Annotated in this window: 23 protein-coding genes; 14 read left to right on the forward strand and 9 right to left on the reverse strand. The window is 58.9% G+C overall.

Annotated features, from left to right (window positions below; genetic code table 11):
- Window positions 1–72: 72 nt before the first annotated feature.
- Together J1W56_RS11000 and uvrA are read right to left on the reverse strand one after the other, a co-directional pair.
- Window positions 73–873, reverse strand: a complete 801-nt coding sequence (locus J1W56_RS11000; protein ID WP_223613279.1) for a DUF72 domain-containing protein — start codon at window positions 871–873, stop codon at window positions 73–75.
- 78 nt (window positions 874–951) lie between these two features.
- A complete protein-coding gene (gene uvrA, locus J1W56_RS11005) occupies window positions 952–3,873 on the reverse strand; it encodes an excinuclease ABC subunit UvrA (RefSeq protein ID WP_223613280.1) in 2,922 nt (973 codons plus the stop codon).
- Between the two features lie 435 nt (window positions 3,874–4,308).
- Here uvrA and J1W56_RS11010 point away from each other — a divergent pair, with 435 nt between their 5' ends.
- Together J1W56_RS11010 and J1W56_RS11015 are read left to right on the forward strand one after the other, a co-directional pair.
- Window positions 4,309–4,836: a single-stranded DNA-binding protein gene (locus tag J1W56_RS11010; protein WP_223613281.1), complete on the forward strand. Its 528-nt coding sequence runs from the start codon at window positions 4,309–4,311 to the stop codon at window positions 4,834–4,836.
- A 31-nt stretch (window positions 4,837–4,867) separates the two neighbouring features.
- Complete coding sequence (locus tag J1W56_RS11015) at window positions 4,868–5,305, forward strand: YqaA family protein (protein WP_223613282.1); 438 nt, start codon at window positions 4,868–4,870, stop codon at window positions 5,303–5,305.
- Window positions 5,306–5,313: 8 nt separating this feature from the next.
- Here the strand turns inward: J1W56_RS11015 and J1W56_RS11020 are convergent, their stop codons facing one another.
- Window positions 5,314–5,721 carry a DUF2000 family protein gene (locus J1W56_RS11020; RefSeq protein ID WP_223613283.1) on the reverse strand — a complete coding sequence of 136 codons (408 nt, stop codon included), beginning with the start codon at window positions 5,719–5,721 and terminating at the stop codon, window positions 5,314–5,316.
- A gap of 19 nt (window positions 5,722–5,740) precedes the next feature.
- On the opposite strand from J1W56_RS11020, the gene J1W56_RS11025 reads away from it, so the two are divergent.
- The gene (locus J1W56_RS11025) at window positions 5,741–6,634 is read left to right on the forward strand and encodes an AraC family transcriptional regulator (protein WP_223613284.1); all 894 of its coding nucleotides are present in this window, start codon (window positions 5,741–5,743) and stop codon (window positions 6,632–6,634) included.
- A gap of 51 nt (window positions 6,635–6,685) precedes the next feature.
- Entirely contained in the window at window positions 6,686–7,981 is a 1,296-nt protein-coding gene (locus tag J1W56_RS11030) for an NAD(P)/FAD-dependent oxidoreductase (RefSeq protein ID WP_223613285.1), read from the forward strand.
- A 1-nt stretch (window position 7,982) separates the two neighbouring features.
- Here J1W56_RS11030 and J1W56_RS11035 read toward each other — a convergent pair whose 3' ends face one another.
- Window positions 7,983–8,612, reverse strand: coding sequence for a MarC family protein (locus J1W56_RS11035; protein WP_223613286.1), 630 nt, complete (start codon window positions 8,610–8,612; stop codon window positions 7,983–7,985).
- Between the two features lie 229 nt (window positions 8,613–8,841).
- Here J1W56_RS11035 and gyrA point away from each other — a divergent pair, with 229 nt between their 5' ends.
- Window positions 8,842–11,652 (forward strand): DNA gyrase subunit A, encoded by a 2,811-nt coding sequence (gene gyrA, locus J1W56_RS11040; protein ID WP_223613287.1) that lies wholly within the window; start codon window positions 8,842–8,844, stop codon window positions 11,650–11,652.
- On the opposite strand, the gene J1W56_RS11045 is transcribed toward gyrA, so the two are convergent.
- Window positions 11,649–11,804, reverse strand: a complete 156-nt coding sequence (locus J1W56_RS11045; RefSeq protein WP_223613288.1) for a hypothetical protein — start codon at window positions 11,802–11,804, stop codon at window positions 11,649–11,651. The two genes, gyrA and J1W56_RS11045, sit on opposite strands and share 4 nt — an antisense overlap.
- Window positions 11,805–12,001: 197 nt before the next feature.
- Between J1W56_RS11045 and coaD the strand changes: the two genes are divergently transcribed.
- From coaD to tgt, 5 genes are read left to right on the forward strand one after another with little or no spacing between them, the layout of a single operon-like run.
- Entirely contained in the window at window positions 12,002–12,493 is a 492-nt protein-coding gene (gene coaD / locus J1W56_RS11050) for a pantetheine-phosphate adenylyltransferase (RefSeq protein WP_223613289.1), read from the forward strand.
- A gap of 38 nt (window positions 12,494–12,531) precedes the next feature.
- Window positions 12,532–13,116, forward strand: a complete 585-nt coding sequence (locus tag J1W56_RS11055) for a peptidylprolyl isomerase (protein WP_223613290.1) — start codon at window positions 12,532–12,534, stop codon at window positions 13,114–13,116.
- A 22-nt stretch (window positions 13,117–13,138) separates the two neighbouring features.
- A complete protein-coding gene (locus tag J1W56_RS11060) occupies window positions 13,139–13,648 on the forward strand; it encodes a peptidylprolyl isomerase (RefSeq protein WP_223613291.1) in 510 nt (169 codons plus the stop codon).
- Window positions 13,649–13,665: 17 nt separating this feature from the next.
- On the forward strand, window positions 13,666–14,745 hold the full coding sequence (gene queA, locus J1W56_RS11065; protein ID WP_223613292.1) for a tRNA preQ1(34) S-adenosylmethionine ribosyltransferase-isomerase QueA: 1,080 nt from the start codon (window positions 13,666–13,668) through the stop codon (window positions 14,743–14,745).
- Window positions 14,742–15,875 carry a tRNA guanosine(34) transglycosylase Tgt gene (gene tgt / locus J1W56_RS11070; RefSeq protein WP_223613293.1) on the forward strand — a complete coding sequence of 378 codons (1,134 nt, stop codon included), beginning with the start codon at window positions 14,742–14,744 and terminating at the stop codon, window positions 15,873–15,875. The genes queA and tgt overlap by 4 nt, the downstream gene beginning before the upstream one ends.
- Here tgt and J1W56_RS11075 read toward each other — a convergent pair whose 3' ends face one another.
- Window positions 15,876–16,454 (reverse strand): TetR/AcrR family transcriptional regulator, encoded by a 579-nt coding sequence (locus J1W56_RS11075; protein WP_223613294.1) that lies wholly within the window; start codon window positions 16,452–16,454, stop codon window positions 15,876–15,878.
- Between the two features lie 173 nt (window positions 16,455–16,627).
- Between J1W56_RS11075 and J1W56_RS11080 the strand changes: the two genes are divergently transcribed.
- Complete coding sequence (locus tag J1W56_RS11080; protein ID WP_223613295.1) at window positions 16,628–17,851, forward strand: efflux RND transporter periplasmic adaptor subunit; 1,224 nt, start codon at window positions 16,628–16,630, stop codon at window positions 17,849–17,851.
- Window positions 17,848–20,931, forward strand: coding sequence for an efflux RND transporter permease subunit (locus J1W56_RS11085; RefSeq protein ID WP_223613296.1), 3,084 nt, complete (start codon window positions 17,848–17,850; stop codon window positions 20,929–20,931). Before J1W56_RS11080 ends, J1W56_RS11085 begins: the two co-directional genes overlap by 4 nt.
- Before the next feature lie 78 nt (window positions 20,932–21,009).
- On the opposite strand, the gene J1W56_RS11090 is transcribed toward J1W56_RS11085, so the two are convergent.
- The 3 genes from J1W56_RS11090 to J1W56_RS11100 form a co-directional block, all read right to left on the reverse strand.
- A complete protein-coding gene (locus J1W56_RS11090) occupies window positions 21,010–21,264 on the reverse strand; it encodes a GlsB/YeaQ/YmgE family stress response membrane protein (RefSeq protein ID WP_105732726.1) in 255 nt (84 codons plus the stop codon).
- Window positions 21,265–21,611: 347 nt separating this feature from the next.
- On the reverse strand, window positions 21,612–21,839 hold the full coding sequence (locus tag J1W56_RS11095) for a hypothetical protein (protein WP_223613297.1): 228 nt from the start codon (window positions 21,837–21,839) through the stop codon (window positions 21,612–21,614).
- Between the two features lie 42 nt (window positions 21,840–21,881).
- Entirely contained in the window at window positions 21,882–22,175 is a 294-nt protein-coding gene (locus tag J1W56_RS11100; RefSeq protein ID WP_223613298.1) for a hypothetical protein, read from the reverse strand.
- Window positions 22,176–22,422: 247 nt separating this feature from the next.
- Here J1W56_RS11100 and J1W56_RS11105 point away from each other — a divergent pair, with 247 nt between their 5' ends.
- Together J1W56_RS11105 and J1W56_RS11110 are read left to right on the forward strand one after the other, a co-directional pair.
- Window positions 22,423–23,139, forward strand: coding sequence for a response regulator (locus J1W56_RS11105; RefSeq protein WP_105732728.1), 717 nt, complete (start codon window positions 22,423–22,425; stop codon window positions 23,137–23,139).
- Complete coding sequence (locus tag J1W56_RS11110) at window positions 23,136–24,548, forward strand: sensor histidine kinase (RefSeq protein ID WP_223613299.1); 1,413 nt, start codon at window positions 23,136–23,138, stop codon at window positions 24,546–24,548. The genes J1W56_RS11105 and J1W56_RS11110 overlap by 4 nt, the downstream gene beginning before the upstream one ends.

Consider the following 24,548-nt stretch of genomic DNA (forward strand, 5'->3'; position numbering starts at 1 on the left):
CAGCTCTGATTAAATTCTAATCAATCTGCTTGTTTTTTGTGCTGTCTGACCTGCGACTTGACCTGCCTCTCGTCAGAGGCGGTCCTTCAGCGCCTGGGCTGCCTGCGGCGCGCGCACTTTGCCCTCATGGATGAAATAGGCAAAAACATCGCGCGGCTGCTTGTCCGGTTTGACCAAGGGAGCGGCTAGGGGCAGGTCATCCGGCGCATCGCCCTTTGCCCAACGTTTAACCCGCTCTGCCCACTGATCGAGCTCCTTGGCCGGATAGGCGGTCTCGACGGCATCGTCGCCCTTCTGCAGGCGGGCATAGACGAAATCGGCGGTCACATCGGCGATCTCGGGGTAGTCGAAATGATGGGCATAGACCACGGCGACATTCTTCTGGCGCAGGAGCGCGATGAAATCGGGATCGATGAACGAGGGATGGCGCACCTCGACCGCGTGACGCAGCGGAATACCGCCTTCCTTCTCCGGCAGGAGATCAAGGAAGGCGCCAAAATCTTCGGCATCGAATTTCTTGGTCGGGGCAAACTGCCAGAGCAGCGGCCCCAGCCGGTCGGCGAGTTCGGCGATGCCGGACTTGATGAAACGTTCCATCGACTCGCCAGCCTCCGCCAGAACGCGGCGATTGGTGACGAACCGGTTGCCCTTGACCGAGAAAATAAAACCGTTCGGCACCGAGCTTGCCCATTTGGCAAAAGTTTCCGGCTTCTGGGTACCGTAATAGGTGCTGTTGATCTCGATCGTGCTCAGGTGCTGCCCGGCATATTCGAGCTCCTTGGCCTTCGACAGGCCCTTGGGATAGAAGGTGCCGCGCCAGGGTTCGAAAATCCAGCCGCCGATACCTGTTCTGATCGTTCCGCTTGCGGTCATGATGGTGTCCTCCCGTCAATCCGTATTCATTCAAACCGGCCCATAAACAAAACCCGCCGTTTCCGGCGGGTTTGTCTGCTATTCCGCCGCCGCCTGGGCGCGATTGCCCGGTCGCCGTTGCAGCAGTTCCTTCAGGAACCTGCCGGTATAGGAGCGCGGCTCGGCCACGATATCCTCGGGACGCCCGAGGGCAACGATCTCGCCGCCGCCATCGCCGCCTTCGGGGCCAAGATCGATGACCCAGTCCGCCGTCTTGATGACTTCGAGATTGTGCTCGATCACCACCACTGTATTGCCCTGGTCGACGAGCTCATGCAGCACTTCAAGAAGCTTGGCCACATCGTGGAAATGCAAGCCGGTTGTCGGTTCGTCGAGGATGTAGAGCGTGCGTCCGGTTGCCTTGCGCGACAATTCCTTGGCGAGCTTGATGCGCTGGGCCTCGCCGCCGGACAGCGTGTTGGCCTGCTGGCCGACATGGATGTAGCCAAGGCCGACTTTTGCCAGCGTCTGCAGTTTATCGCGCACGGCGGGAACGGCAGCGAAGAACTCCGCGCCTTCCTCAACCGTCATGTCGAGCACATCGGCAATCGATTTGCCCTTGAACAGCACTTCCAATGTTTCGCGGTTGTAGCGCTTGCCGTGGCAGACGTCGCAGGTGACATAGACATCGGGCAGGAAGTGCATCTCGATCTTGATCACGCCATCGCCCTGGCAGGCTTCGCAGCGGCCGCCCTTGACGTTGAACGAGAAACGGCCCGGCTGATAGCCGCGCGCCTTGGCCTCAGGCAAACCGGCAAACCAGTCGCGGATCGGGGTGAACGCGCCGGTATAGGTGGCCGGGTTGGAGCGCGGCGTGCGGCCGATTGGCGACTGGTCGATATCGATGACCTTGTCGAGGAATTCCAGGCCGTCGATGCGGTCATGATCTGCCGGTTGCTCGCGCGACCCCATGATGCGGCGTGAGGCCGACTTGAACAGGGTTTCAATCAGGAAGGTGGATTTGCCGCCGCCGGAAACACCGGTCACAGCCGTAAAGGTGCCAAGCGGAATTTCCGCCGACACATTCTTCAGGTTGTTGCCGCGCGCGCCGACGATCTTGATGCGCTTCTTGTTCAGCTTGCGCCGTTCGGACGGCACGGCCACCTCGATCGCGCCGGACAGATATTTGCCGGTCAGCGACTTCGGGCTTGCCATGATATCGGCTGGCGTCCCGGAAGCGATGATTTCACCGCCATGGATACCGGCAGCCGGTCCGATATCGACGACATAGTCGGCGGTGAGGATCGCGTCTTCGTCGTGTTCCACCACGATCACGGTGTTGCCGAGATCGCGCAGGTGCCGCAACGTCTTCAGAAGCTGCTCGTTGTCGCGCTGATGCAGGCCGATGGACGGCTCATCCAGAACGTAGAGCACGCCGGTCAACCCGGAGCCGATCTGCGACGCCAGCCGGATGCGCTGGCTCTCGCCGCCCGAGAGCGTGCCGGAATTGCGCGACAAGGCGAGGTAATCCAACCCGACATCGTTCAAAAAGCGCAGGCGCTCGCGAATTTCCTTGAGGATGCGTGCCGCGATTTCCGTCTGCTTGTCATTGAAACTCTTGTCGATGTCACTGAACCAGGCATCCGCATGGCGGATCGACTTTTCCGTGATCTGGCCGATATGCAGACCGCCGATCTTCACCGCCAGCGCTTCCGGCTTCAGGCGATAGCCGCCGCAGGCCGGGCAGGGCGTGCCGGACATGAAGCGCTCGATTTCCTCGCGCGACCAGGCCGAATCCGTTTCCTTCCAGCGGCGCTCCAGATTGGGAATGACGCCTTCGAAAGGTTTCGTCGTCTTGTAGGAGCGCAGGCCGTCATCGTAGGAAAAATGCACCTCGCGGCTGCCGGTACCGTAAAGAATGGCCTTTTGCGCGTCTTCATTGATGTCGCGCCAGCGGTCGCCCAGCTTGAAGCCGTAGCTGCTGCCCAGGGCGTCCAATGTCTGGTTGTAATAGGGCGAGCTCGACTTCGACCACGGGGCAATGGCGCCATTCTTCAGCGTCAGGCTTTCATCAGGCACGATCAGGTTGGGATCGATGGCCTTCTGGGTGCCGAGACCATCGCAGGTCGGACAGGCGCCGAACGGATTGTTGAACGAGAACAGGCGCGGTTCGATTTCGGCAATGGTGAAGCCGGAAACCGGACAGGCAAACTTTTCCGAGAACATCAAACGCATATGCGTTTCGTTCTTGGATTTGTTGGCGGATTCCCCGGATGTCTCGTCGGCGGGCAGCGGCTTGTCGGCGAACTCCGCCAGGGCAATGCCGTCGGCGAGTTTGAGCGCGGTTTCAAGGCTGTCCGCCAGACGTGCGGAGATGTCCGGGCGGACGACAACGCGGTCGACCACCACATCGATGTCGTGCTTGTATTTCTTGTCGAGGGCCGGAACGTCGGCGATCTCGTAGAATATCCCGTCGACCTTCACGCGCTGGAAGCCGCGCTTCTGCAGATCGGCGAGTTCCTTGCGGTACTCGCCTTTGCGGCCGCGCACGATGGGAGCGAGAATGAACAGGCGTGTGCCTTCATCCTGCGCCAGAACACGATCCACCATCTGGCTGACGGTCTGGCTTTCAATCGGCAGGCCGGTTGCCGGTGAATAGGGGATGCCGACGCGCGCATAGAGCAGGCGCAGATAATCGTAGATTTCGGTGACGGTGCCGACGGTGGAGCGCGGGTTGCGGCTCGTCGTCTTCTGCTCGATGGAGATGGCCGGAGACAGGCCGTCGATCTGGTCGACATCGGGCTTCTGCATCATCTCCAGAAACTGCCGGGCATAGGCCGACAGGCTCTCGACATAACGCCGCTGGCCTTCCGCATAGATGGTATCGAAGGCAAGCGAAGATTTGCCCGATCCCGACAGGCCGGTCATGACAATCAGCTTGTCGCGCGGCAGATCGAGGTCGATGTTCTTCAAATTGTGTTCGCGGGCACCACGAATGGATATAAATTTCTGATCGCTCATGACTGTCACGCCGTTATGGGGGAGGAACTGGCTCGCTGGCCGGAGTCTTTCCCTTATTTAGAAAGTTTCCAGCAGATTGCGAGGCCGTACCTGGGTTGGAATCACCATAGCCATGTTGACATCCATAGAGCAAGTGATAGAACAAAAAAAGAACAAATATTGCGGGCGGGGTAAAACCGGCGTAAAATCCGGGAGTTCCGTGCCTGACAAGCCAGACAGGCACGGGATAAGGGCATTGAACGGATAAGTGCGCGTGCAAGCCTACTGACAGATTTGTCAGGAGAGTGTCAGTTGCCACTGAATTGTCAGGAGGCTGGCGGCATTGGAGGTCGGAGCGAGCAGTATTTTGTGGATAGAGCCAGACAGTTGCCCGCGCAATGAGCGGCTTCTGTATGATGGCGCCAAATCGAAAAGCTAATTTTGTGGAGTATTTTTATGGCTGGCAGTGTCAACAAGGTAATTTTGGTCGGTAATCTTGGCGCTGATCCGGAAGTCCGGCGTCTCGGTTCGGGCGATCCGGTGGTCAATCTGCGCATTGCCACCTCGGAAAGCTGGCGCGACAAGAACAGCGGCGAGCGCAAGGAAAAGACCGAATGGCACAGCGTCGTCATTTTCAACGACAACCTGGCCAAGGTGGCTGAACAGTACCTCAAGAAGGGTATGAAGGTTTATCTGGAAGGCGCGCTGCAGACCCGCAAGTGGCAGGACCAGACGGGCAATGACCGTTATTCGACGGAAATCGTCCTGCAGAAATTCCGTGGTGAATTGCAGATGCTCGATTCACGCGGCGAGGGTGCCGGTTCCGGCGGCGGCCGCTCGTTCGACAATTCGAGCCGGGGCCAGGTCTCCGACAATGGCGATTATGGTTCGGATTTCGGCCGCTCCAGCGCTTCGCCGTCCAGCGGCGGCGGCAATGCAGGCGGCAACTTCTCGCGCGATCTCGACGACGAGATTCCGTTCTGAGCCTGTTCTGTAAGTCATTACCGGTTTGATCATGCTTGTTGATCTGGGCGTGTATGCCGGATTGTTCGCGGCCGCTTTTGCGGCCGCAACCATTTTGCCGATGCAGTCGGAGGCGCTGCTTGCCGGACTGCTGCTCTCGCATTCCTATCCGGCCGTCGCATTGATCGCCGTTGCCAGCGTGGGCAATGTCCTTGGCTCGGTGGTCAATTGGCTGCTCGGGCGCGGGATCGATCAGTTCCGCCACAGCAAATGGTTCCCGGCCAGCGAGGCACAGCTCGACCGTGCCACAGGCTGGTACCAGCGCTATGGCAAGTGGACCCTGCTGTTGAGCTGGGTACCCGTGATCGGCGATCCGCTGACGCTGATTGCCGGGGTGTTGCGCGAGCCGCTCTGGAGTTTTGTGCTGCTGGTCTCCATTGCCAAGACTGTGCGGTATCTTGTTGTATTCGCGCTTGTATCCGGCTGGTAGCGCCGGTGCTAGGGGTGCATTCTGGCGCCCTTGGTGATCTTGTCGACGAGCTTCTTCTCCGCGTGCAGCGCAATGCCGACAACCCTCGCATCATCCGGTGCAAACCGGGCAAACACGGCGCGATTGGCCTGATCATATCCGGTAGAAAACATCTCCTCGATATACAGGCAGGATTTGACCTCGCGTTCGAGCGAGCGGCGGTGGATGGCCGACAGGGTTGCCTGATCCGCCGTGAGCACGATCATCGGCTGGATGGGCAAGGGATGATAGTGATGGCCAGCCCGATCCATATAGGGGTCGCCGATCAATCCGGGGGACTGGGCGACAACGCCGCTTGCCAGGAACGACGAGACGTTGAGTTTCTGCCATGTCGCAAGATCGTCACGTACGACAATTGTAATTTTCGTATCAAACACCAAATCTAGGTCTCCATTCATGGATCGAGTCTGCCGGATGCCGGGTGAAAATCTAAAAGAGGAAGTGCTGCGCGGTCTTGGACGTTTGTGCGAGCGTCCGGCGCACGATGCCATCCTGTCGGCGCCATCCAATCCGGGTGTCGAGCGCATGGAAGCGCGTTTCACCGGCGATGCCTTCGAACCGCACCGGCACGATACCTATGCCATCGGCGTGACGCTGCACGGCGTCCAGACATTCCGCTATCGCGGGGAAAAGCGGCAAAGCCTTCCCGGCAACATCATGGTTCTGCATCCCGATGAGGTGCATGATGGCGGGGCAGGCACCGAGGACGGCCTGCGTTACCGGATGATCTATCTCGAACCGGCGCTGGCTATCGAGGCGCTTGGCGGCAATCATGCCGCGCTGCCTTTCGTGCGGGAGCCGGTTTTTTCCGATGTGCCGCTTGTCTCGGCCATATCGGCCGCGTTCGGCAATCCCGATGCGGAAATGGATGAACTGCTGGTGGATGACATCGTATCGCGGCTGACGCTGGGATTGGCGCGCCATGCAAAGCAGCCGTTGAAACCGATGGGCAGGCCTGCGGCGCGGCAGGCGGGCATGGCCCGCGACTATCTTGCGGACAATGCCTTGCGGCTGGTGCGCTCGCGGGAGCTGGAGGCCGTCAGCGGCCTTGACCGTTATGCGCTGTCACGGCACTTCCGCGCCCTCTATGCCACGAGCCCGCATCGCTTCCTGCTGATGCGCCGCCTGCAGCGCGCGAAAGATCTGATGAAACTGGGCGTGCCGCTGGCGGAAATCGCGGTGGAAACCGGATTTACCGACCAGAGCCATCTCAACCGGCAGTTCAAGAAAGCCTATGGCATCACGCCCGGACGGTGGGCCGCGCTGACCACAGCGAGCCGCGATGTTTGACCTTTCCACCCGAGGTCTGATACGTGTTGTGCAGTGCACAAGGAACCTGCCATGACAGACACCGCGACGCCCTCGAACACCCCGCACCGGGTGGTTATCGTCGGTGCCGGATTCGGCGGGCTGGAAGCCGCCAATTCGCTGCGCAATGCGGATGTCGCCGTCACCGTGGTCGACCAGCGCAATCACCATCTTTTCCAGCCGCTGCTCTATCAGGTCGCAACGTCGACGCTGGCGACGTCGGAAATTGCCTGGCCTATCCGGCATCTCCTGCGCAAATACAGCAATATCAAGACATTGCTTGGAACTGTTGAAAGCGCGGATACAGCTGCGCGGACCATTTCGACCGCCGATGGCGAGGTCATTCCCTATGACACGCTGGTGCTGGCGACAGGAGCCCGCCATGCCTATTTCGGCCATGACGACTGGGAGCCCTTTGCGCCGGGATTGAAGACGCTTGAAGATGCCACGACGATCCGCAGGCGTATTCTGACCGCCTTTGAAAAGGCCGAACGTGAGCCCGATCCGGCGCGCCGGGCGGCATTGCTGACCTTCGTCATCATCGGCGCCGGGCCGACGGGTGTGGAAATCGCCGGAACCATTGCCGATCTGGCGAGGGATACGCTGAAAGGTGAATTCCGGGTGATTGATCCCGCCATGGCGCGGGTGATCCTGATCGAAGGCGGGGAGCGCGTGCTTGGCGCCTTCGCGCCTGACCTTTCCGCCTATGCGCAGCGGGCGCTCGAACAGCTCGGCGTGCAGGTGCATCTGGGCAATCCGGTGACAAGCTGCACGGCGGATGGCGTGGAATATGCAGGGCAATTTGTCGGCGCGGCGACGATCATCTGGGCTGCGGGTGTCCAGGCCTCTCCAGCGGCAAAATGGCTCGACGTACCGGCGGACCGGGCAGGGCGTGTTGCCGTCAACGACGATCTGACCGCTCCGGGGCATCCGGATATCTTTGTCATCGGCGATACGGCAACCGTCAAAAATGACGGCAAGGGCATGGTTCCCGGCATTGCGCCCGCTGCCAAGCAGCAGGGAATCCATGTGGCAAAAACAATCAGGGCGCGATTGGCCGGCGATGCCGCGCCAAAGCCTTTCCGCTATCGCCATGCGGGCGATCTTGCAACAATCGGCAAGCGCGCGGCGGTGACGGATTTCGGCTGGATCAAGCTCAAGGGCTATGTCGCCTGGTGGCTATGGGGACTTGCCCATATCTACTTCCTCATCGGCGTGCGCAACCGTCTTGCCGTGGCCATGAGCTGGCTGTGGATTTCCGTCAGCGGCACGCGCAGCGCCCGCCTGATCACGCAGAAGGACGCGGCGGAGGAAGATCACCTGAAATGATTCATGTCGTGATGAAGGTCTTGATGCCGTCCGCCACGAATTGCACCGCCAATGCCGCGAGGATGACCCCCAGAAGGCGTGTCAGGATCGAGCGGCCTGTTTCACCCAGAAAGCGGTCGACGCGCTCAGCGAGGAAAAACACGACATAGGATGCGGCGATGCAGATCAGGATGATGCCGATCAGCGCCAGCCGCGATGTCGGCTCGGACAAGGTGCCGGCCAGCAGGATGGTCGCGGAGATGGCGCCGGGACCGGCAATCAGCGGAATGGCGAGCGGAAAGGCGGCGATATTACGGATATGATCCTTGGTGATGGCAACGGTGGCGCTCTTCTCGTGCCGCTCCTGGCGTTTTTCGAAAATCATCTCGAAGGCGATCCAGAACAGGAGCAGGCCGCCGGCAATCCGGAAGGCGCCGATGGTGATGCCGAACAGCGCCAGGATCTGTGCGCCCGCTACGGCGAAGATCGTCAGCACGACAAAGGCGGTGATGCTGGCACGCAGGGCAACCTGGCCGCGCTCCTTGCGATTCATGCCCCTGGTCAGCGCCAGAAACAGCGGCGCCAGTCCCGGTGGATCGATCGTCACCATGAGGGTAACGAGCGCATTGAGCAGGGTGTCATAAAGCGCCACGATTTTGCTTTTCTTCTCTGATTGAAGCTGAGCCAGAGTAGCGGATTCGGGGTTAAGCGTCGATAAAGTTGGGATTTTGCAACCAAGTTTTTCACCGATTGAAATGAACTGTTGTATCTTATTGAAAACAAAGGGTTTTCATCTGTGTACTGTGGCGCCGCCGGTTGGCTTTTACGTTGAAAAGCCGCTATAAGATGAAGATTGATTCTATACGAAAGATGAGTGCCTCGTGTCTGAACTAACCCCACCATCCGGCCCAGAAGACGATAAACCAGGCGGAAATTTCGGCATTGAGCCAATTTCCATTATCGAGGAGATGCAAAGCTCCTATCTCTCCTATGCCATGAGCGTGATTGTCAGCCGCGCACTGCCTGACGTGCGTGATGGTCTGAAGCCGGTGCACCGGCGCATCCTGCATGCGATGAACGAAATGGGCCTGTCCTGGAACAGATCCTACCGTAAATCCGCCGGTGTGGTCGGTGAGGTCATGGGTAAATACCATCCCCACGGCGACGCCTCGATCTACGACGCTTTGGTGCGCATGGCGCAGGACTGGTCGCTGCGCGATCCGCTGGTCGACGGGCAGGGCAATTTCGGCTCCATCGATGGCGATTCCCCGGCGGCGATGCGTTACACCGAGTGCCGTCTCGAAAAAGTGACGGAATCCCTGCTTGAGGATATCGACAAGGAAACGGTCGATTTCCAGGACAATTATGACGGCCGCGAGCAGGAGCCGGTGGTTCTCCCCGCCCGTTTCCCCAACCTGCTGGTCAATGGCTCCGGCGGTATTGCCGTGGGTATGGCGACCAATGTTCCGCCGCACAATCTGGCCGAGGTCATCAATGGCTGTATTGCCCTGATCGACAATCCGGCCATCGACCTGCCGGAACTGATGGAAATCATTCCGGGTCCGGATTTCCCGACGGGCGGCATTGTTCTCGGCCGTTCCGGCATTCATTCGGCCTACAGCACCGGCCGCGGCTCGATCCTGATGCGCGGCAAGGTCGCCATCGAAGCCATGCGCGGCGACCGCGAAGCCATCATCATCACCGAAGTGCCCTATCAGGTGAACAAGGCGACGATGATCGAAAAGATGGCCGATCTCGTGCGCGAAAAGCGCATCGAGGGCATTTCGGACATTCGCGACGAGTCCGACCGCGACGGTTACCGCGTGGTCGTCGAGCTGAAGCGCGATGCCGTTGCCGATGTCATCGTCAACCAGCTCTATCGCTTTACCCCGCTGCAATCCTCGTTCGGCGCCAATATGGTGGCGCTCAATGGCGGCAAGCCGGGCCTGCTGAACCTGATGGACATTCTGCGCGCCTTTGTCGCCTTCCGTGAGGAAGTCGTCAGCCGCCGCACGAAATTCCTGCTGCGCAAGGCGCGCGACCGCGCGCATGTGTTGGTTGGTCTGGCGATTGCCGTTGCCAATATCGACGAGATCATCGCGCTGATCCGCCAGGCGCCCGATCCGGCAACGGCGCGCGATCAGTTGATGGAACGCCGCTGGCCGGCCAACGATGTGGCACCGCTGATCACGCTGATCGCCGATCCGCGCCACACGCTCAATGACGACAACACCTACAATCTGTCGGAAGAGCAGGCACGCGCCATTCTCGATCTGCGCCTGCAGCGCCTGACCGCCCTCGGACGCGATGAAATCGCCGATGAACTCAATAGGATCGGCGTTGAAATCAAGGATTATCTCGAAATCCTCGCGTCGCGTCTGCGCATCATGACCATCGTCAAGGACGAACTTGCCGCCATCCGCGACGAGTTTGGTACACCACGCCGCACGGAACTGACCGATGGCGGCGCTGACATGGACGACGAGGACCTGATCGCCCGGGAAGACATGGTCGTGACCGTCAGCCATGCGGGTTACATCAAGCGTGTACCATTGACGACCTATCGCGCGCAGCGCCGTGGCGGCAAGGGCCGGTCCGGCGTGACCATGAAGGACGAGGATTTCGTCACACGGCTGTTCGTGGCCAATACCCACACGCCGATGCTGTTCTTCTCGTCGCGCGGCATTGTTTATAAGGAAAAGGTCTGGCGCCTGCCGATCGGCACGCCGCAGTCCCGCGGCAAGGCACTGATCAATATGCTGCCGCTGGAACAGGGCGAGCGCATCACGACAATCATGCCGCTGCCCGAAGACGAGACAAGCTGGACCAATCTCGACGTCATGTTTGCCACGACGCGCGGCACCGTGCGCCGTAACAAGCTCTCTGACTTCGTTCAGGTCAATCGCAACGGCAAGATTGCGATGAAGCTGGAAGAAGAAGGCGATGAAATCCTCGGCGTGGATACCTGTGACGAGTTCGACGATGTGCTGCTGACCGCTGCCGGCGGCCAGTGCATCCGTTTCCCCGTCACTGACGTACGCGTCTTTGCCGGCCGTAACTCCATCGGTGTCCGCGGTATCACGCTTGCCAAGGGCGATACGCTGATTTCGATGGCTATTCTGGCGCACGTGGATGCAACGCCAGCCGAACGCTCGGCCTATCTGAAGCAGGCAGCAGCGGACCGGCGTGCGCAGGGTGCGGATGATGTCGAGGAAATCGCGCTGGTCGGCGAAGAAGCCACGGATGTGGCTGATCTCAATGCCGAGCGTTATGCGGAACTGCGTGATCGTGAAGAGACCGTTCTGACCGTCAGCGAGTTCGGTTATGGCAAGCGTTCGTCATCCTACGAATTCCGTGTCTCGGGACGCGGCGGCAAGGGTATCCGCGCAACGGATACATCGAAGACCGATGAAATCGGCAAGCTCGTGTCGCTGTTCCCGGTCGAGGCGTCGGATCAGATCCTGCTCGTCTCTGATCGCGGTCAGCTGATCCGCGTTCCGGTCAACGGCATTCGCATCGCCGGACGTTCCACAAAGGGCGTAACGATCTTCAATACAGCCGATGGCGAGAAGGTTGTGTCGGTCGAGCGGATTTCGGAAACCGATAGCGATGACGAAGAGCTCGAGGCGATTGTGCCGACCGAAGGCGGGGCGGATATAGTCGCTCCTGAGAGCGGTTCTGACGAGAGTTAGAACCGCGAGCGGTCGTTCTGACCGTTCATGGGATAAACACCGAAGCGGGATGTCTTAACTTTGGCTTCCCGCTTTTTGTTTTCTTCCAACATCATGACGACGGCGGAAACCATCATCGCGATCATCATGCCTACACTCAGAAGTACAAACATTCATTTATCCCTTCAATCTTCAGCTTTCCTGTGATTAACAACGCAATAGGGGCCGAAAGGTTTCATTTTCTGCGTTCTTTATAGTTGGCGGGAACTGAATGCTTGCTGATACGCCCGTTCATCTTCCGTTCATTTATCCTGAAGGGAGGACTCTTTCCGGCCATTGAAAGCGCCCGATAAAACGGCTAGGAGACGGTATGACAATCGCAATTTACGCCGGATCCTTCGACCCGATCACCAATGGACATATGGATGTCCTGCAGGGCTCGTTGCGCCTTGCCGACAAGGTATTTGTGGCCATCGGGATTCATCCGGGCAAGGCGCCGCTGTTTTCCTTCGACGAGCGCGTGGACCTGATCAAACGGGTTGCTGCGGATGTTTTCGGCAAGGACAGCCAGCGGCTCGAGGTGGTGTCCTTCGATGGTCTGCTGATTGATGCCGCCCGCAAACACGGCGCTTTCCTGATGGTGCGTGGCCTGCGGGACGGCACGGATCTCGATTACGAGATGCAGATGGCCGGCATGAACGGCACGATGGCGCCGGAGCTGCAAACCGTGTTCCTGCCGGCTGATCCTTCGGTCCGCACGATTACTGCCACATTGGTCCGCCAGATTGCGGCCATGGGCGGCGACGTCCGGCATTTTGCTCCCGCTCTTGTCGCCGAGGCGCTCAGGGCCAAATTCAAATAGGGCTTTCTTCTCATCCCCATCCGTTGGAGACTTTCTGTATGTCCGTATTTCGCACTGCGCTTCTTGTGGCAGCCGTTTCTTCCCTGTCTTTTGCTGCTTTGACCCCAAGCTGGGCCGATGACCAGAACACCATGACGATCAAGCTGAAGGACGGCGACGTCAAGATCGAGCTGCGTCCCGACCTTGCGCCGAAACATGTCGAGCAGATCAAGGCGCTGGCCAAGGAAGGTGCCTACAACAATGTCGTGTTCCACCGCGTCATTCCCGGCTTCATGGCCCAGACCGGTGACGTGCAGTATGGCAATACCGAAAAGGGCTACAATCAGGCAGCCGCTGGAACCGGCGGGTCGAAGCGTCCGGACCTGCCTGCCGAGTTCTCGAAGGAACCCTTCGTGCGCGGCACCGTCGGCATGGCACGCTCGTCCAACCCGAATTCGGCCAATTCGCAGTTCTTCATCATGTTCGACAAGGGCGCATTCCTGAACGGCCAGTATACGGTCGTGGGCAAAGTGACGAGCGGCATGGAAGCTGTCGACAAGATCAAAAAAGGCAATGAAGCGCAGAATGGCGCCGTTGAAAATCCGGACAAGATGATCAAGGTCACTGTCGGTCCGGCAAAATAATCTAACAAAGGAGATGCCGGAAATGGCTTACAAAGATCCAGAAAACACGATCCTGCTCGAAACCACCAAGGGCAATGTCGTCATCGAACTCTACCCAGATCTCGCACCCGGCCATGTCGAGCGCATCAAGGAACTGGCACGCGAAGGCGCCTATGACGGCGTCGTCTTCCACCGCGTCATCGATGGTTTCATGGCGCAGACCGGCGACGTGAAGTTCGGCAAGAAGGGCGGTTCGTCGTTCAATCCGTCGCGTGCGGGCATGGGCGGTTCGGAAAGGCCGGACCTGAAGGCAGAGTTCTCCAACGCCAATCACGGCCGCGGCGCGTGCTCGATGGCCCGTTCGCAGAACCCGAATTCGGCCAATTCCCAGTTCTTCATCTGCTTCGACGATGCGGGCTTCCTCAATCGCCAGTACACGGTTTGGGGCCAGGTCATCGAAGGCATGGACAATGTCGACAAGATCAAGCGCGGCGAGCCCGTACAGGATCCGGATTCGATCGTTTCCATGCGCGTTGCCGCAGACGCCGAATAAGATCGCATTGACAGACCATGCGTGTTGATCTTTTCGATTTTGATCTGCCGGAAGAAAACATCGCATTGAGACCTGCAGAGCCGCGCGATTCAGCGCGGCTTTTGCTTGTGAAAGCGGACAGTTCCGGATTTGACGACAGTACCGTTCGCAATCTCGGCGATTTTCTGCGCCCTGGCGATGCTCTCGTTTTCAATGATACCAAGGTGATACCCGCACAGCTTGAAGGGTTTCGCGAGCGCGAGGGTGTAAAGGCTCAGATCAGTGCGACGCTGCATATGCGGGCGGGACCGGATCGCTGGAAAGCGTTCCTGCGTCCGGCAAAACGCATCAAGCAGGGCGAGAGGATCGATTTCGGTCACGGTAACAATGCCTGCCTGCTCGGGTCGTTGCAGGCCACTGTCGCCGAAAAGGGCGATGCGGGCGAAGTCCTGCTGGTGTTTGATTTCAGCGGCGCCGATCTTGATCAGGCCATTGCGGCGGTCGGGCATATCCCGCTGCCGCCCTATATCGCCTCCAAGCGGGCGGAAGATGGCCGCGACAAGGAGGATTACCAGACCGTTTATGCCCGCGAGGAAGGTGCCGTTGCCGCACCCACGGCGGGACTGCACTTTACCCCTGATTTGCTGGACGATCTGAAAAAGCGCGGCATCGAAGAGCACTTCGTCACGCTGCATGTGGGCGCGGGCACATTTCTGCCTGTCAAGGCGGACGATACGGCAGACCACAAGATGCATGCGGAAATCGGCCATGTGGACCAGAAGACGGCGGATGCACTCAACGCCGTGAAGGCGCGGGGCGGGCGCATTGTCAGCGTCGGCACGACCTCGCTGCGTTTGCTGGAAAGCGCGACGGGCGAAGATGGTATCATCCGGGCATGGTCGGGCCCGACGGATATTTTCATCACGCCGGGTTACAGGTTCCGGGCGGTTGACCTGCTGATGACCAATTTCCACCTGCCGAAATCGACACTGTTCATGCTGGTGTCAGCCTTCAGCGGCTTCGAGCGCATGCATGCGGCCTATGCCCATGCGATCAAAAATCACTACCGCTTCTATTCCTATGGCGATGCAAGCCTGTTATGGCGATCCGCATCATGACAGAAAATTTTGAATTCAAACTGATCGCAACCGATGGCAAGGCCCGGCGCGGTGAAATCACCATGCCGCGCGGCACTGTCCGCACGCCCGCCTTCATGCCGGTCGGCACGGCGGGCACGGTCAAGGCCATGTATATGGACCAGGTTGCCGAACTCGGCGCCGATATCATTCTCGGCAACACCTATCACCTGATGCTGCGCCCGAGCGCCGAACGGATTGCAAAACTCGGCGGACTGCACGATTTTGCCCGCTGGCCCGGACCGATCCTGACGGATTCCGGCGGTTTCCAGGTCATGTCGCTGGCGCAACTGCGCAAGCTCGACGAAAAGGGCGTGACTTTCCGCTCGCATATCGACGGGCGTGCCCATGAGATGAGCCCGGAACGCTCGATTGAAATCCAGGGGCTGCTGGATTCCGATATCCAGATGCAGCTGGACGAATGCGTTGCCCTGCCGTCAACACCGAAAGATATCCAGCGCGCCATGGAACTGTCGCTGCGCTGGGCGGAACGCTGCAAGACGGCATTCGGCAACCAGCCGGGGAAAGCCATGTTCGGCATCGTGCAGGGCGGCGATGTGCCGGATCTGCGCATCCGCTCGGCGCAGGCGCTGAAGGCGATGGATCTGAAGGGATATGCCGTCGGCGGTCTCGCGGTCGGCGAACCGCAGGAGGTCATGCTCGACATGCTGGATGTGACCTGTCCCGAACTTCCCCAGGAAAAGCCGCGCTATCTCATGGGTGTGGGCACGCCCGACGACATCCTGAAATCAGTGGCGCGCGGCATCGACATGTTCGATTGCGTGATGCCGACACGGGCAGGGCGGCATGGCCTGGCCTTTACCCGCCGCGGCAAGGTCAATCTGCGCAATGCGCGCCATGCGGATGATCCGCGCCCGCTGGATGAGGAATCCTCATGCCCGGCCGCACGCGATTACAGCCGCGCCTATCTGCATCATCTGGTCAAATCGGGTGAAGCGCTGGGCGGCATGCTGCTGACATGGAACAATCTGGCCTATTACCAGCAGCATATGCAGGGTATCCGCGATGCCATCGAAGCAAAGCGCTTTGATGCTTTCAGCGCGGAAACCCAGGCCGCCTGGGCCGAGGGTGACATTAAGCCCTATGCCTGATCAGCCGGTAGCCGGTTGGGACGGCTTGTCGGGGTCGCACGGCGCGAAGAGCTGACGCAGGCCGTCAATGGCCGCGATCTGGTCTTCGTGGGTGAGGGTATCCATATCCAGCAGTTTCAAACTGCGCAAACCCTCGATGGTCAGGAACGCGATGAGGGCCATGGTCGGGTCCTCCGAGTTCTCCTTCATGCGGTCCAGCAATTGCTTGTTGTAGCGACGGATCGGATCAATGAAGCTTGGATCATTGGCAATGGCTGCCAGAATGCCAGAAGGCTCCGGCTCATTGAGCACAAATTCAGCGCGATAGACCTCGATGCAGGCCTGAACCACACTGTTCACCTTGTGGTTGCGGCGTGCTTCCTGCATGCGCAGGGATTCGTCGAATTCAGCGACGTGGTGTTCGACCAGCGCTTCCAGAAGCTTGGCTTTGGTCGGGAAGGTGTAGAGCAGGCCGCCCTTCGACAGCCCGGCGCGCCGTGCGACGGCATCAAGGGAGAGATGGACCGGACCAACCTCCATGGCAATCTCCGCAGCAGCCTGCAGAATCTTATCTTTGGTGGTGAGAGTGGCCGCCCGCATTCCGTTCCTTTTTCTACAACTTTGGGTCCATAAGGGATTCCGCTTCTATTGACTTTACCGTCCGGACGGTACAGTAAAGTGCGCGTGGCAATCAAGTCCACATCACGTTATTCTCATTTGACAGGCTAGCAACAAACTTTGCTGGCCATTGTTTTGTTGCGGAGCGGTTCCTGATGATTAAGCGCTACATTCTACCCGTGATCATTCTCATTTTGGTCGTGGTGCTTGCCGGAGGGCTGGTCTGGTTCAACTTTTTCCGCGATGGAATGATCAAGCAGTTCTTCGCGACCATGCAGCAGCCGGCGCAATCCGTCTCGACCTATACGGTCGAGCCCGCCGTCTGGACGCCGAATATCGAAGCCATCGGTACCGTCAGCGCCATTCAGGGTGTCGAGCTGGCCGTGGAAGTCGCGGGTATCGTCAAGGACATCCCGTTCACAGCCAACGATATCCTCGAGAAGGGCGCATCGCTGCTGCAGCTGGATGACGCCATCGAAAAGGCCGATATTGTCGCCGCCAAGGCGCAGGATGTGCTGAACGACCAGACATTGGCGCGTGCCCGCACCCTGAATACACGCGGTGTCGGCGCGGAATCCAATGTGGATACGGCCCAGGCCGCATCGCTGGCCAAGAAGGCTGAAATTGCCAAGCTGGAAGCTGTCATGGAGCAGAAACTGCTCAAGGCACCGTTCAAGGGCACGGTCGGTATTCCGCGCATCGAACTCGGCCAGTATCTGTCGCCGGGCACAGTCGTCGTTTCGCTGCAGGACCTGTCCACCATGCGTGTGGATTTCACCGTCAACGAACAGAATCTCAATCTGATCAAGATGGGCCAGTTGATCAAGCTCAGCCTTTCGGATGCCGATCAGCCCTATGAAGGCCAGATCACGGCGATCGAACCGCGTATTGATCCGTCGACGCGTCTGGTGTCGGTGCGTGCGAAAGTCGATAATCCCGAAGGCAAGTTGCGGCCCGGCCAGTTCGCGCAGGTTCGCGTCGAGCTTCCCAAGGAAGAAGGCGTGTTCACCTTGCCGCAGACGGCGCTCGTCTCCAGCCTTTACGGCGACTACATCTATGTCGTTCGCCCGGCACCCGACGCAGCCAAGCCGGCAGACGCGGCCAAGCCAGCAGCGGATGCGGCCAAGCCTGCCGATGCGGCGAAGCCTGCTGCCGCCGGTGCGACTGCAGAGAAGAAAGAGCCCAAGCTTGTCGTTGCACAGGTTTTCGTCAAGCCCGGCCGCCGTTCCGGCCTTCTGGTTGAAATCACCAAGGGTCTGAACAAAGGCGACATCGTTGTGACGGCCGGTCAGAACCGCCTAAACGCCGGTTCGGTGGTCACAATCGCCAATGACGTGAACCCAGCAAATACAACCGATTCAGGACTGCCCAAGAAATGAATTTTTCAGAAGTTTTCATTCGCCGCCCCGTTCTATCGACGGTTGTCGCTTTGATGATCATTCTGCTTGGCGCGCAGGGTTTGACGAATCTTTCGATTCGCCAATACCCGAAGGTCGAGGAAACGGCCATCACCGTGACAACGGCCTATGCTGGGGCAAGTGCCGATCTTATTCAGGGATTCATCTCTGCACCCATCGCCAATGCGGTGACCACGACGGAAAACATCGACTACGTGACGTCATCGTCGTCACCGTCGTCGAGCACCGTCACCGTTCACATGAAGCTTGGCTCCAATCCTGATGCTGCTTTGACCGAGGTCATTTCCAAGGTCAACCAGGTGCGCGGCAATCTGCCCAAGGAGGCGGACGACCCTGTCATCACCAAGGGCACGGGGCAGAATTTTGCGACGATGTACCTCGCCGTGCAGAACCCGAACATGACGAGCGAGCAGATTACCGAATATCTGCAGCGCGTCATCCAGCCGCGCATGTCGACCATTCAGGGCGTTGCCAACGCGCAGATCCTGGGCGGTCAGGTTTTCTCGATGCGCGTCTGGATCGATCCGGTCAAGATGGCGGCGCATACGACGACGGCTTCGGAAGTATTGGCTGCCATCAATCAGTCCAACTTCCTGTCGGCGCCGGGCAAGGTGCAGAACCTGTACACGGCTTCGCCGATCACGCTGAAGACCACATTGCAGACGCCAGAGGCATTCGGTGCCCTGCCGATCAAATCCGACGCCAAGAGCATCGTGCGGTTGCGCGATATCGCGCGGATCGAGCTTGGCGCGGTGAGCACGGATACGCGCGTGACCTTCAACGGCTCGAGTGGTACGTTTATCGGTATTTTCCCGACACCTTCGGCGAACCCGCTGGATATGACGGCGGCCGTGCGCAAGGAATTGCCGGCGATCCAGGCAACTCTGCCCGATGGCATGACCATGATCATGCTTTACGATTCGACGGAACAGATCAGTTCGTCGGTCGATGAAGTGTACAAGACCATCGGTGAAGCCGTGCTCATCGTTGTTCTGGTGATCCTTCTCTTCCTTGGTTCGTTCCGCTCCGTCATCATTCCGGTCGTCACGATTCCGATTTCGCTGGTCGGCGTGTGCTTCTTCCTGTTCCTGCTGGGCTATTCGATCAACCTTCTCTCCCTGCTGGCGATGGTTCTGGCCATCGGTCTCGTCGTGGACGACGCGATCGTTGTTCTGGAAAACATCCATCGCCACATCGAAGAGGGGCTGAAGCCGCTCGATGCCTCGCTCAAGGGCATGAAGGAAATCACCGGGCCGATCATCGCGATGACGATCACGCTTGCTGCTGTGTTCGCACCGCTCGGCTTTACCGCCGGTCTTACCGGGGCGCTGTTCCGCGAGTTCGCGTTTACGCTCGCCGGTGCGGTTATCATTTCCGGTGTCGCGGCTTTGACGGTTTCGCCGATGATGTGCGCGCTGCTGCTGAAACCCGGCAATCACAGCCGTTTCCAGCGCATCGTGGACAGAAGCTTCGGCTGGCTTGAAGGTGTCTATGAACGGCGCGTTGCCGGGTCGTTGGCCTTCCGGCCGGTGACATTGCTGATCGTTATCATTCTGGTGGCTTTGACAGGATTTCTGTTTACCAAAACGGCATCCGAACTGGCACCGGAAGAAGATGGCGGCTTCCTGGTCTCGCTGGTCAATGCCCCGCAATATGCAACGACCGACTATACCCTGCTCTATGCCAACCAGATCGATGCGCTGACGAAGGATCTGCCGGAGCTCAAGGCCCGCTTCAATATTGCTGGTCTTGGCACGACGAATTCCGCCTTCGCCATCTGGGTCTTCAAGGATTGGTCACAGCGCACCAAGTCGCAGAAGCAGCTTCAGCAGGAACTGCAGAAGATGATTGCTCCGGTGGCGGGTGCGCAGGCCTATATCTTTGCCCTGCCGACACTTCCGGGCAGCGGCGGCGGCTTGCCGATCTCCGTGGTTCTTCAATCAACCGGTCCGTCGGACAAGGTGTTTGAAATCGCCGAAGAGGTAAAGCGGCAGGCTCAGGCGTCCGGCAAGTTCATTGTCGTGCAGAATTCCCTGTCCTTCAACGCACCGCAGACGACGGTAACGATCGATCGTGACCGTGCGGCGGCTCTCGGCGTGCCGGTGAGCGACATCGGCCAGACGCTTGGATTGCTGGTCGGCGGCGGCAAGATCGCCAAGTTCGACCGCGATTCCAACAGCTACGACATCATTCCGCAGGTGCCGCAGGATTTCAGATCGAATCCTGAAAACCTCGGCCAGTATTTTGTCAAAAGCGCTTCGGGTGACATGGTGCCTTTGTCGGCTGTGGTCAAAATCGTGCAGAATGCGGCACCGGCAGCCATCGAGCAGTTCAACCAGTTGAATTCCGCAACGATCAGTGCCTTGCCGATGCCGGGCGTCTCCACAGGTGAAGGCCTGCAGACGGTCATCAACACGGCACGCCCCTTGATGCCGGATGGGTTCTTCCTCGATTACATCGGCCAGTCGCGTCTGGAAATCACCCAGGGCAACACGATCCTCATTGCCTTCATTCTGGCGGTTGTCGTGATTTACCTGGTGCTTGCGGCGCAGTTCGAAAGCTTCCGCGATCCGTTCATCATCATGATGTCGGTGCCCTTGTCGATCTTCGGTGCGATTGTTCCGCTGAACATGGGGCTGGGAACGCTGAACATCTACACGCAGGTAGGGCTGATCACACTGGTCGGGCTGATTACCAAGCACGGCATTCTCATGGTGGAATTTGCCAACCAGCAGCGGGAACTGCATGGGATATCGCGGCATGATGCGATCATTCTGGCCGCCAAGACCCGTCTTCGCCCGATCCTGATGACGACCGCCGCCATGGCGCTCGGCGTTATCCCGCTGATCACGGCGACCGGTGCGGGTGCGGCAGCCCGTTATTCCATCGGCCTGGTGATTTTCTCCGGCATTCTGGTCGGCACGATCTTCACGCTCTTCGTGGTGCCGATGTTCTACACCTTCATTTCACACAGGGATCACACGGCTGAGCCAGCCGCGGCGCCTGTGTCGAACGGGGATGCGCAATTCGGCCGTACCTGACCGGTTGAACGCTGCACAACAAAAAGCCTCCGAACCTTGCCGGTTCGGAGGCTTTGTCGTTTCAAATAGCTGGTATCGTCAGGCTCGCTTGACGGCGCGAAGAATGATGAGGAGGATGACGGCGCCGATTGTCGCCGAAATAACAGCGCCCAGAATTCCGGCACCCAGCGATATGCCCAGACGCGGCAGGAGATATCCCGCTATGAATGCGCCGATAACGCCGATGATCAGATCGCCGATGAGGCCAAAGCCGCCCCCACTGACAAGCTGACTCGCCAGCCACCCAGCGATCAGTCCCACTAACAGGAAAATAAGAAGTGATTCTCCACCCATAGTCGTCTCTCCACATGCCGGTTGCGTTACGATGGTCCTGCAGACCGTGGATGCCGCTCTTCATGGGCGATCCGGGATCGGCCGTAGAATCATCACAAGGATTTTACGATGGGAAATCTGTTTTGGATAATAAAACTTGTATGGTTGGCGATCAAACACCGCAATATATAGTGCATTGAGGCAATCTGGCGGGCGACCAAGGCACTATCATCCGGAAATCATTGCGCTTCTTGCGGTCTTAGAAAAATTTGGGAAGAAGCGGAGAAACACGTGAAAAAGCTATGCCGGCTATGGTTTCCCACGACCGGCATAGTTGCAGGCAATTCAAGAATTGCGGGCCAGGAAGATTACATTTTCTTGGCAGGGGCCTTCTTGGCAGCGGCCTTCTTGTGGGTCTTGTGCTTGTGGGTCTTCTTAACAACATGCTTCTTTGCAGTGTGCTTGGTAGCAGTTGTTGCTGCTGCGGCTGCCGGTGCGGCAGCAGTGGCTGCGTTGGCGCTGGAAGCTGTCAGAACCGGAGCCGAAACAGCGAGAGCAACAGCAAGGCCGAGAGCTGTGTAGAGGGACTTTTTCATAGGTCAGTTTCCTTTTGATATGGGCTCATGGGACACAGTCGATCAGTCATCAATCGGCTGCACACCGAGCAGTTTCAACGCTTGTGCGAACGTTCTGATGCCTTGTGCCTGCTTGTTGCTTGCACAAAACCTTGTTGCCCTGCGTTGAAGTGCTCTCGCCTTGGCTGCCCGTTTTGCCTCGGCGTGTTCGGTGATGGCTTGTTGAGTTTGCAGCTGAAGTTTGCCGCAAAGCTCGGAACGGGTCAGCGTTTCGTCGGCCATCGACAGGTCGACTGGCACAGCGGCATACAGCGCGCCGGTCAGAATGAGTGTCGATATGGTCAGGACGTTGCGCATAAAACCCTTTGGCGTTCGAGTGTTGTCCTGTTCAGTGATTGCGAACAGGTCCGGTGTGCCTGTTATCGGGCATGACTATTGCGCGCGTTTTTCCGCTCTGTAGTGTTTTGTTTCTGGATTGTTTCTGAAAGCGGGAAGCGGCGGTAAATCGCCGGGAAGTGATCAGGAGCAGCTGGTCAATGCGGATTTCGGCCTTTATCTTGTTGCCGGATAATCAAAGTTGGGCCTGACACGTTGAAAGATTCGCATGAAATCTGAGCCGCATATCCTGATTGTCGACGATGACGATGCCATTCGCGATTTGCTGCACGAGTTTTTGAAAAAGCGCGGCATGCGTGTCTCCGTCGCCAGGGACAGTGAAGAGATGCAGGCCATCTTTTCGCGCACGCCCGTCGACCTGCTCATTCTCGATGTGATGCTGCCGGGCAAGAGCGGCATGGAGATTTGCCGGGATATCCGCATGCACTCACGCGTGCCGATCATCATGCTGACGGCCATCACGGAAACCACGGACCGCGTCGTCGGGCTGGAGATGGGGGCGGATGACTATGTGTCGAAACCGTTCGATCCGCGCGAGCTGCTGGCACGGGTGAGGGCGGTTCTGCGCCGTCTGGACGGCCCGGGCCCGGACCGGCGGATCGAGCCGCAGGTTTACAAATTTGCCGGATGGACGATGGATTGCTCGCGCCGCCGGCTGGTCTCGCCCGACAATGTGCGGGTGGAACTGACCAGCGGCGAATTCAATCTGCTGGAAACGCTGGTGAAGAGTGCGCAGCGCATGCTCAGCCGCGATCAGCTGCTGGAACTTGCCGGAAGCAATGTCGCTTACGGATATGACCGCAGCATCGATATCCTGATCAGCCGGCTGCGCCGCAAGATGGAAGACGATCCGCGGTCGCCGAAACTGATCCTGACCATTCGCGGCGGCGGGTATCAGTTCGTGCCGGAAGTCGTGGCGGAATGAAGCGGTTTCTGCCCCAGTCCCTGCCAAGCTGGATCCTGCTGATCCTGATTGCCGGACTGATCACCACGCAGATCGCGACGCTGTCCATCGTCTCGCGTGACCGCAGCGAAGGCAACAATATCCTTGAGCTGTTTCGCCTGAGCGAGCGTGCGTACACGCTGGTCAAGCTGCTCTACGCCGCGCCGCCGCCGGAGCGCACCCGGCTTGCCGGCGCCATGTCGAATGCGTCCAGCCCGCTCTATATGTCGGATGATCCGGCCGTGACATCGGCGATTGCATCCGATGACAATCTGGCCGAGCTTGAAGACGTGCTTGTCGCGCGGTTTTCAGCCTTTGGCGTGACGGATGCGCGGGTTCGCCGCGAATCGCCCAACGCCACACCGGAAACCGATACGGATTCCAGCACGCCCGGTGCGGATGTCGGCGTTGTCGAAAAGCAGCTGTCGGCGCTCGCGCAGGATTTCAGCAAGAGCGGCGGCCTGATCGCATCCATCGAATTCAGCGATGGCCAATGGCTGAATTTCGTGACGCCGGTTTCGCCCATCGATCCGATCCTCACCGTGCAGACGCTGCCATTGTTCGGCGCCGTCGCGGCCATTGTCATCATCTTGTCGATCTGGGCGATGCGCCGGCTGACGGCGCCGTATCGTGCATTGGAAAGCGCGGTCAAGCGCATCGGCGAGGATGTCAAAATTCCGCCTTTGCCGGAATTCGGCAGCACCGAGTACAAATCGGCGGCGCGGGCCGTCAATGCCATGCAGGCGCAACTGCGCGAATATGTGGCCGACCGTGAACAATTGGCGGCGGCGCTTGCCCATGATTTGCGCACGCCGTTGACCCGCATCCGCCTGCGGCTCGAATTGCTGCGCAAATCCCAGCTGCGCCAGTCGCTGATGCAGGATCTCAACGATATCGAGGCGATTTCCCGTTCGGTCATCGACTTCGCCACCTATGAAGTGGTCGATGAAGAACAGGAAAAGATCGATTTCTGGTCTCTGGTCGACTCGATTGTCGATAATTATCCGCAAGTGACGTTTGAAAAGAAAGGCATCGGCGCGCGCAAGCTCATCTGCACCGGGCGGCCGATCGCCTTGCGCCGCTGTGTCACCAATCTGATCGACAATGCGGTGGCCTATGGCGAAAGAGCCGATATCAGTCTGAAGCTGGCCGGCAATGAGATTATCCTGGTAATCAAGGATCATGGTCCCGGTATTCCGCAGGCCAAGCTGGATGAGGTGTTCCAGCCATTCCGCCGGGTGGAGGGGTCGCGCAACCGGCAAACGGGCGGGTTTGGTCTCGGCCTGACCATTGCCCGCAACATTGCCCGGCGCAGCGGCGGCGACATCAAGCTTGAAAACGATCCGGAGGGCGGATTGCGGGCGGAGCTGACAATCCCTCTGGCATCCTGA

It is taken from the genome of Phyllobacterium calauticae, assembly GCF_019991125.1.
Lineage (GTDB): Bacteria > Pseudomonadota > Alphaproteobacteria > Rhizobiales > Rhizobiaceae > Phyllobacterium > Phyllobacterium calauticae.

Bases quoted from the DNA above. Each gene is read 5' to 3' on its own strand.
- J1W56_RS11010 (WP_223613281.1), top strand. From the start codon at position 4,309: ATGGCTGGCAGTGTCAACAAGGTAATTTTGGTCGGTAATCTTGGCGCT.
- J1W56_RS11090 (WP_105732726.1), bottom strand. From the start codon at position 21,264: ATGGGTGGAGAATCACTTCTTATTTTCCTGTTAGTGGGACTGATCGCT.
- J1W56_RS11060 (WP_223613291.1), top strand. From the start codon at position 13,139: ATGGCTTACAAAGATCCAGAAAACACGATCCTGCTCGAAACCACCAAG.
- tgt (WP_223613293.1), top strand. From the start codon at position 14,742: ATGACAGAAAATTTTGAATTCAAACTGATCGCAACCGATGGCAAGGCC.
- J1W56_RS11025 (WP_223613284.1), top strand. From the start codon at position 5,741: ATGGATCGAGTCTGCCGGATGCCGGGTGAAAATCTAAAAGAGGAAGTG.
- J1W56_RS11015 (WP_223613282.1), top strand. From the start codon at position 4,868: ATGCTTGTTGATCTGGGCGTGTATGCCGGATTGTTCGCGGCCGCTTTT.
- J1W56_RS11055 (WP_223613290.1), top strand. From the start codon at position 12,532: ATGTCCGTATTTCGCACTGCGCTTCTTGTGGCAGCCGTTTCTTCCCTG.
- J1W56_RS11105 (WP_105732728.1), top strand. From the start codon at position 22,423: ATGAAATCTGAGCCGCATATCCTGATTGTCGACGATGACGATGCCATT.
- queA (WP_223613292.1), top strand. From the start codon at position 13,666: ATGCGTGTTGATCTTTTCGATTTTGATCTGCCGGAAGAAAACATCGCA.
- J1W56_RS11095 (WP_223613297.1), bottom strand. From the start codon at position 21,839: ATGAAAAAGTCCCTCTACACAGCTCTCGGCCTTGCTGTTGCTCTCGCT.
- J1W56_RS11000 (WP_223613279.1), bottom strand. From the start codon at position 873: ATGACCGCAAGCGGAACGATCAGAACAGGTATCGGCGGCTGGATTTTC.
- J1W56_RS11075 (WP_223613294.1), bottom strand. From the start codon at position 16,454: ATGCGGGCGGCCACTCTCACCACCAAAGATAAGATTCTGCAGGCTGCT.
- J1W56_RS11080 (WP_223613295.1), top strand. From the start codon at position 16,628: ATGATTAAGCGCTACATTCTACCCGTGATCATTCTCATTTTGGTCGTG.
- uvrA (WP_223613280.1), bottom strand. From the start codon at position 3,873: ATGAGCGATCAGAAATTTATATCCATTCGTGGTGCCCGCGAACACAAT.
- J1W56_RS11085 (WP_223613296.1), top strand. From the start codon at position 17,848: ATGAATTTTTCAGAAGTTTTCATTCGCCGCCCCGTTCTATCGACGGTT.
- coaD (WP_223613289.1), top strand. From the start codon at position 12,002: ATGACAATCGCAATTTACGCCGGATCCTTCGACCCGATCACCAATGGA.
- J1W56_RS11100 (WP_223613298.1), bottom strand. From the start codon at position 22,175: ATGCGCAACGTCCTGACCATATCGACACTCATTCTGACCGGCGCGCTG.
- J1W56_RS11110 (WP_223613299.1), top strand. From the start codon at position 23,136: ATGAAGCGGTTTCTGCCCCAGTCCCTGCCAAGCTGGATCCTGCTGATC.
- J1W56_RS11030 (WP_223613285.1), top strand. From the start codon at position 6,686: ATGACAGACACCGCGACGCCCTCGAACACCCCGCACCGGGTGGTTATC.
- J1W56_RS11045 (WP_223613288.1), bottom strand. From the start codon at position 11,804: ATGTTTGTACTTCTGAGTGTAGGCATGATGATCGCGATGATGGTTTCC.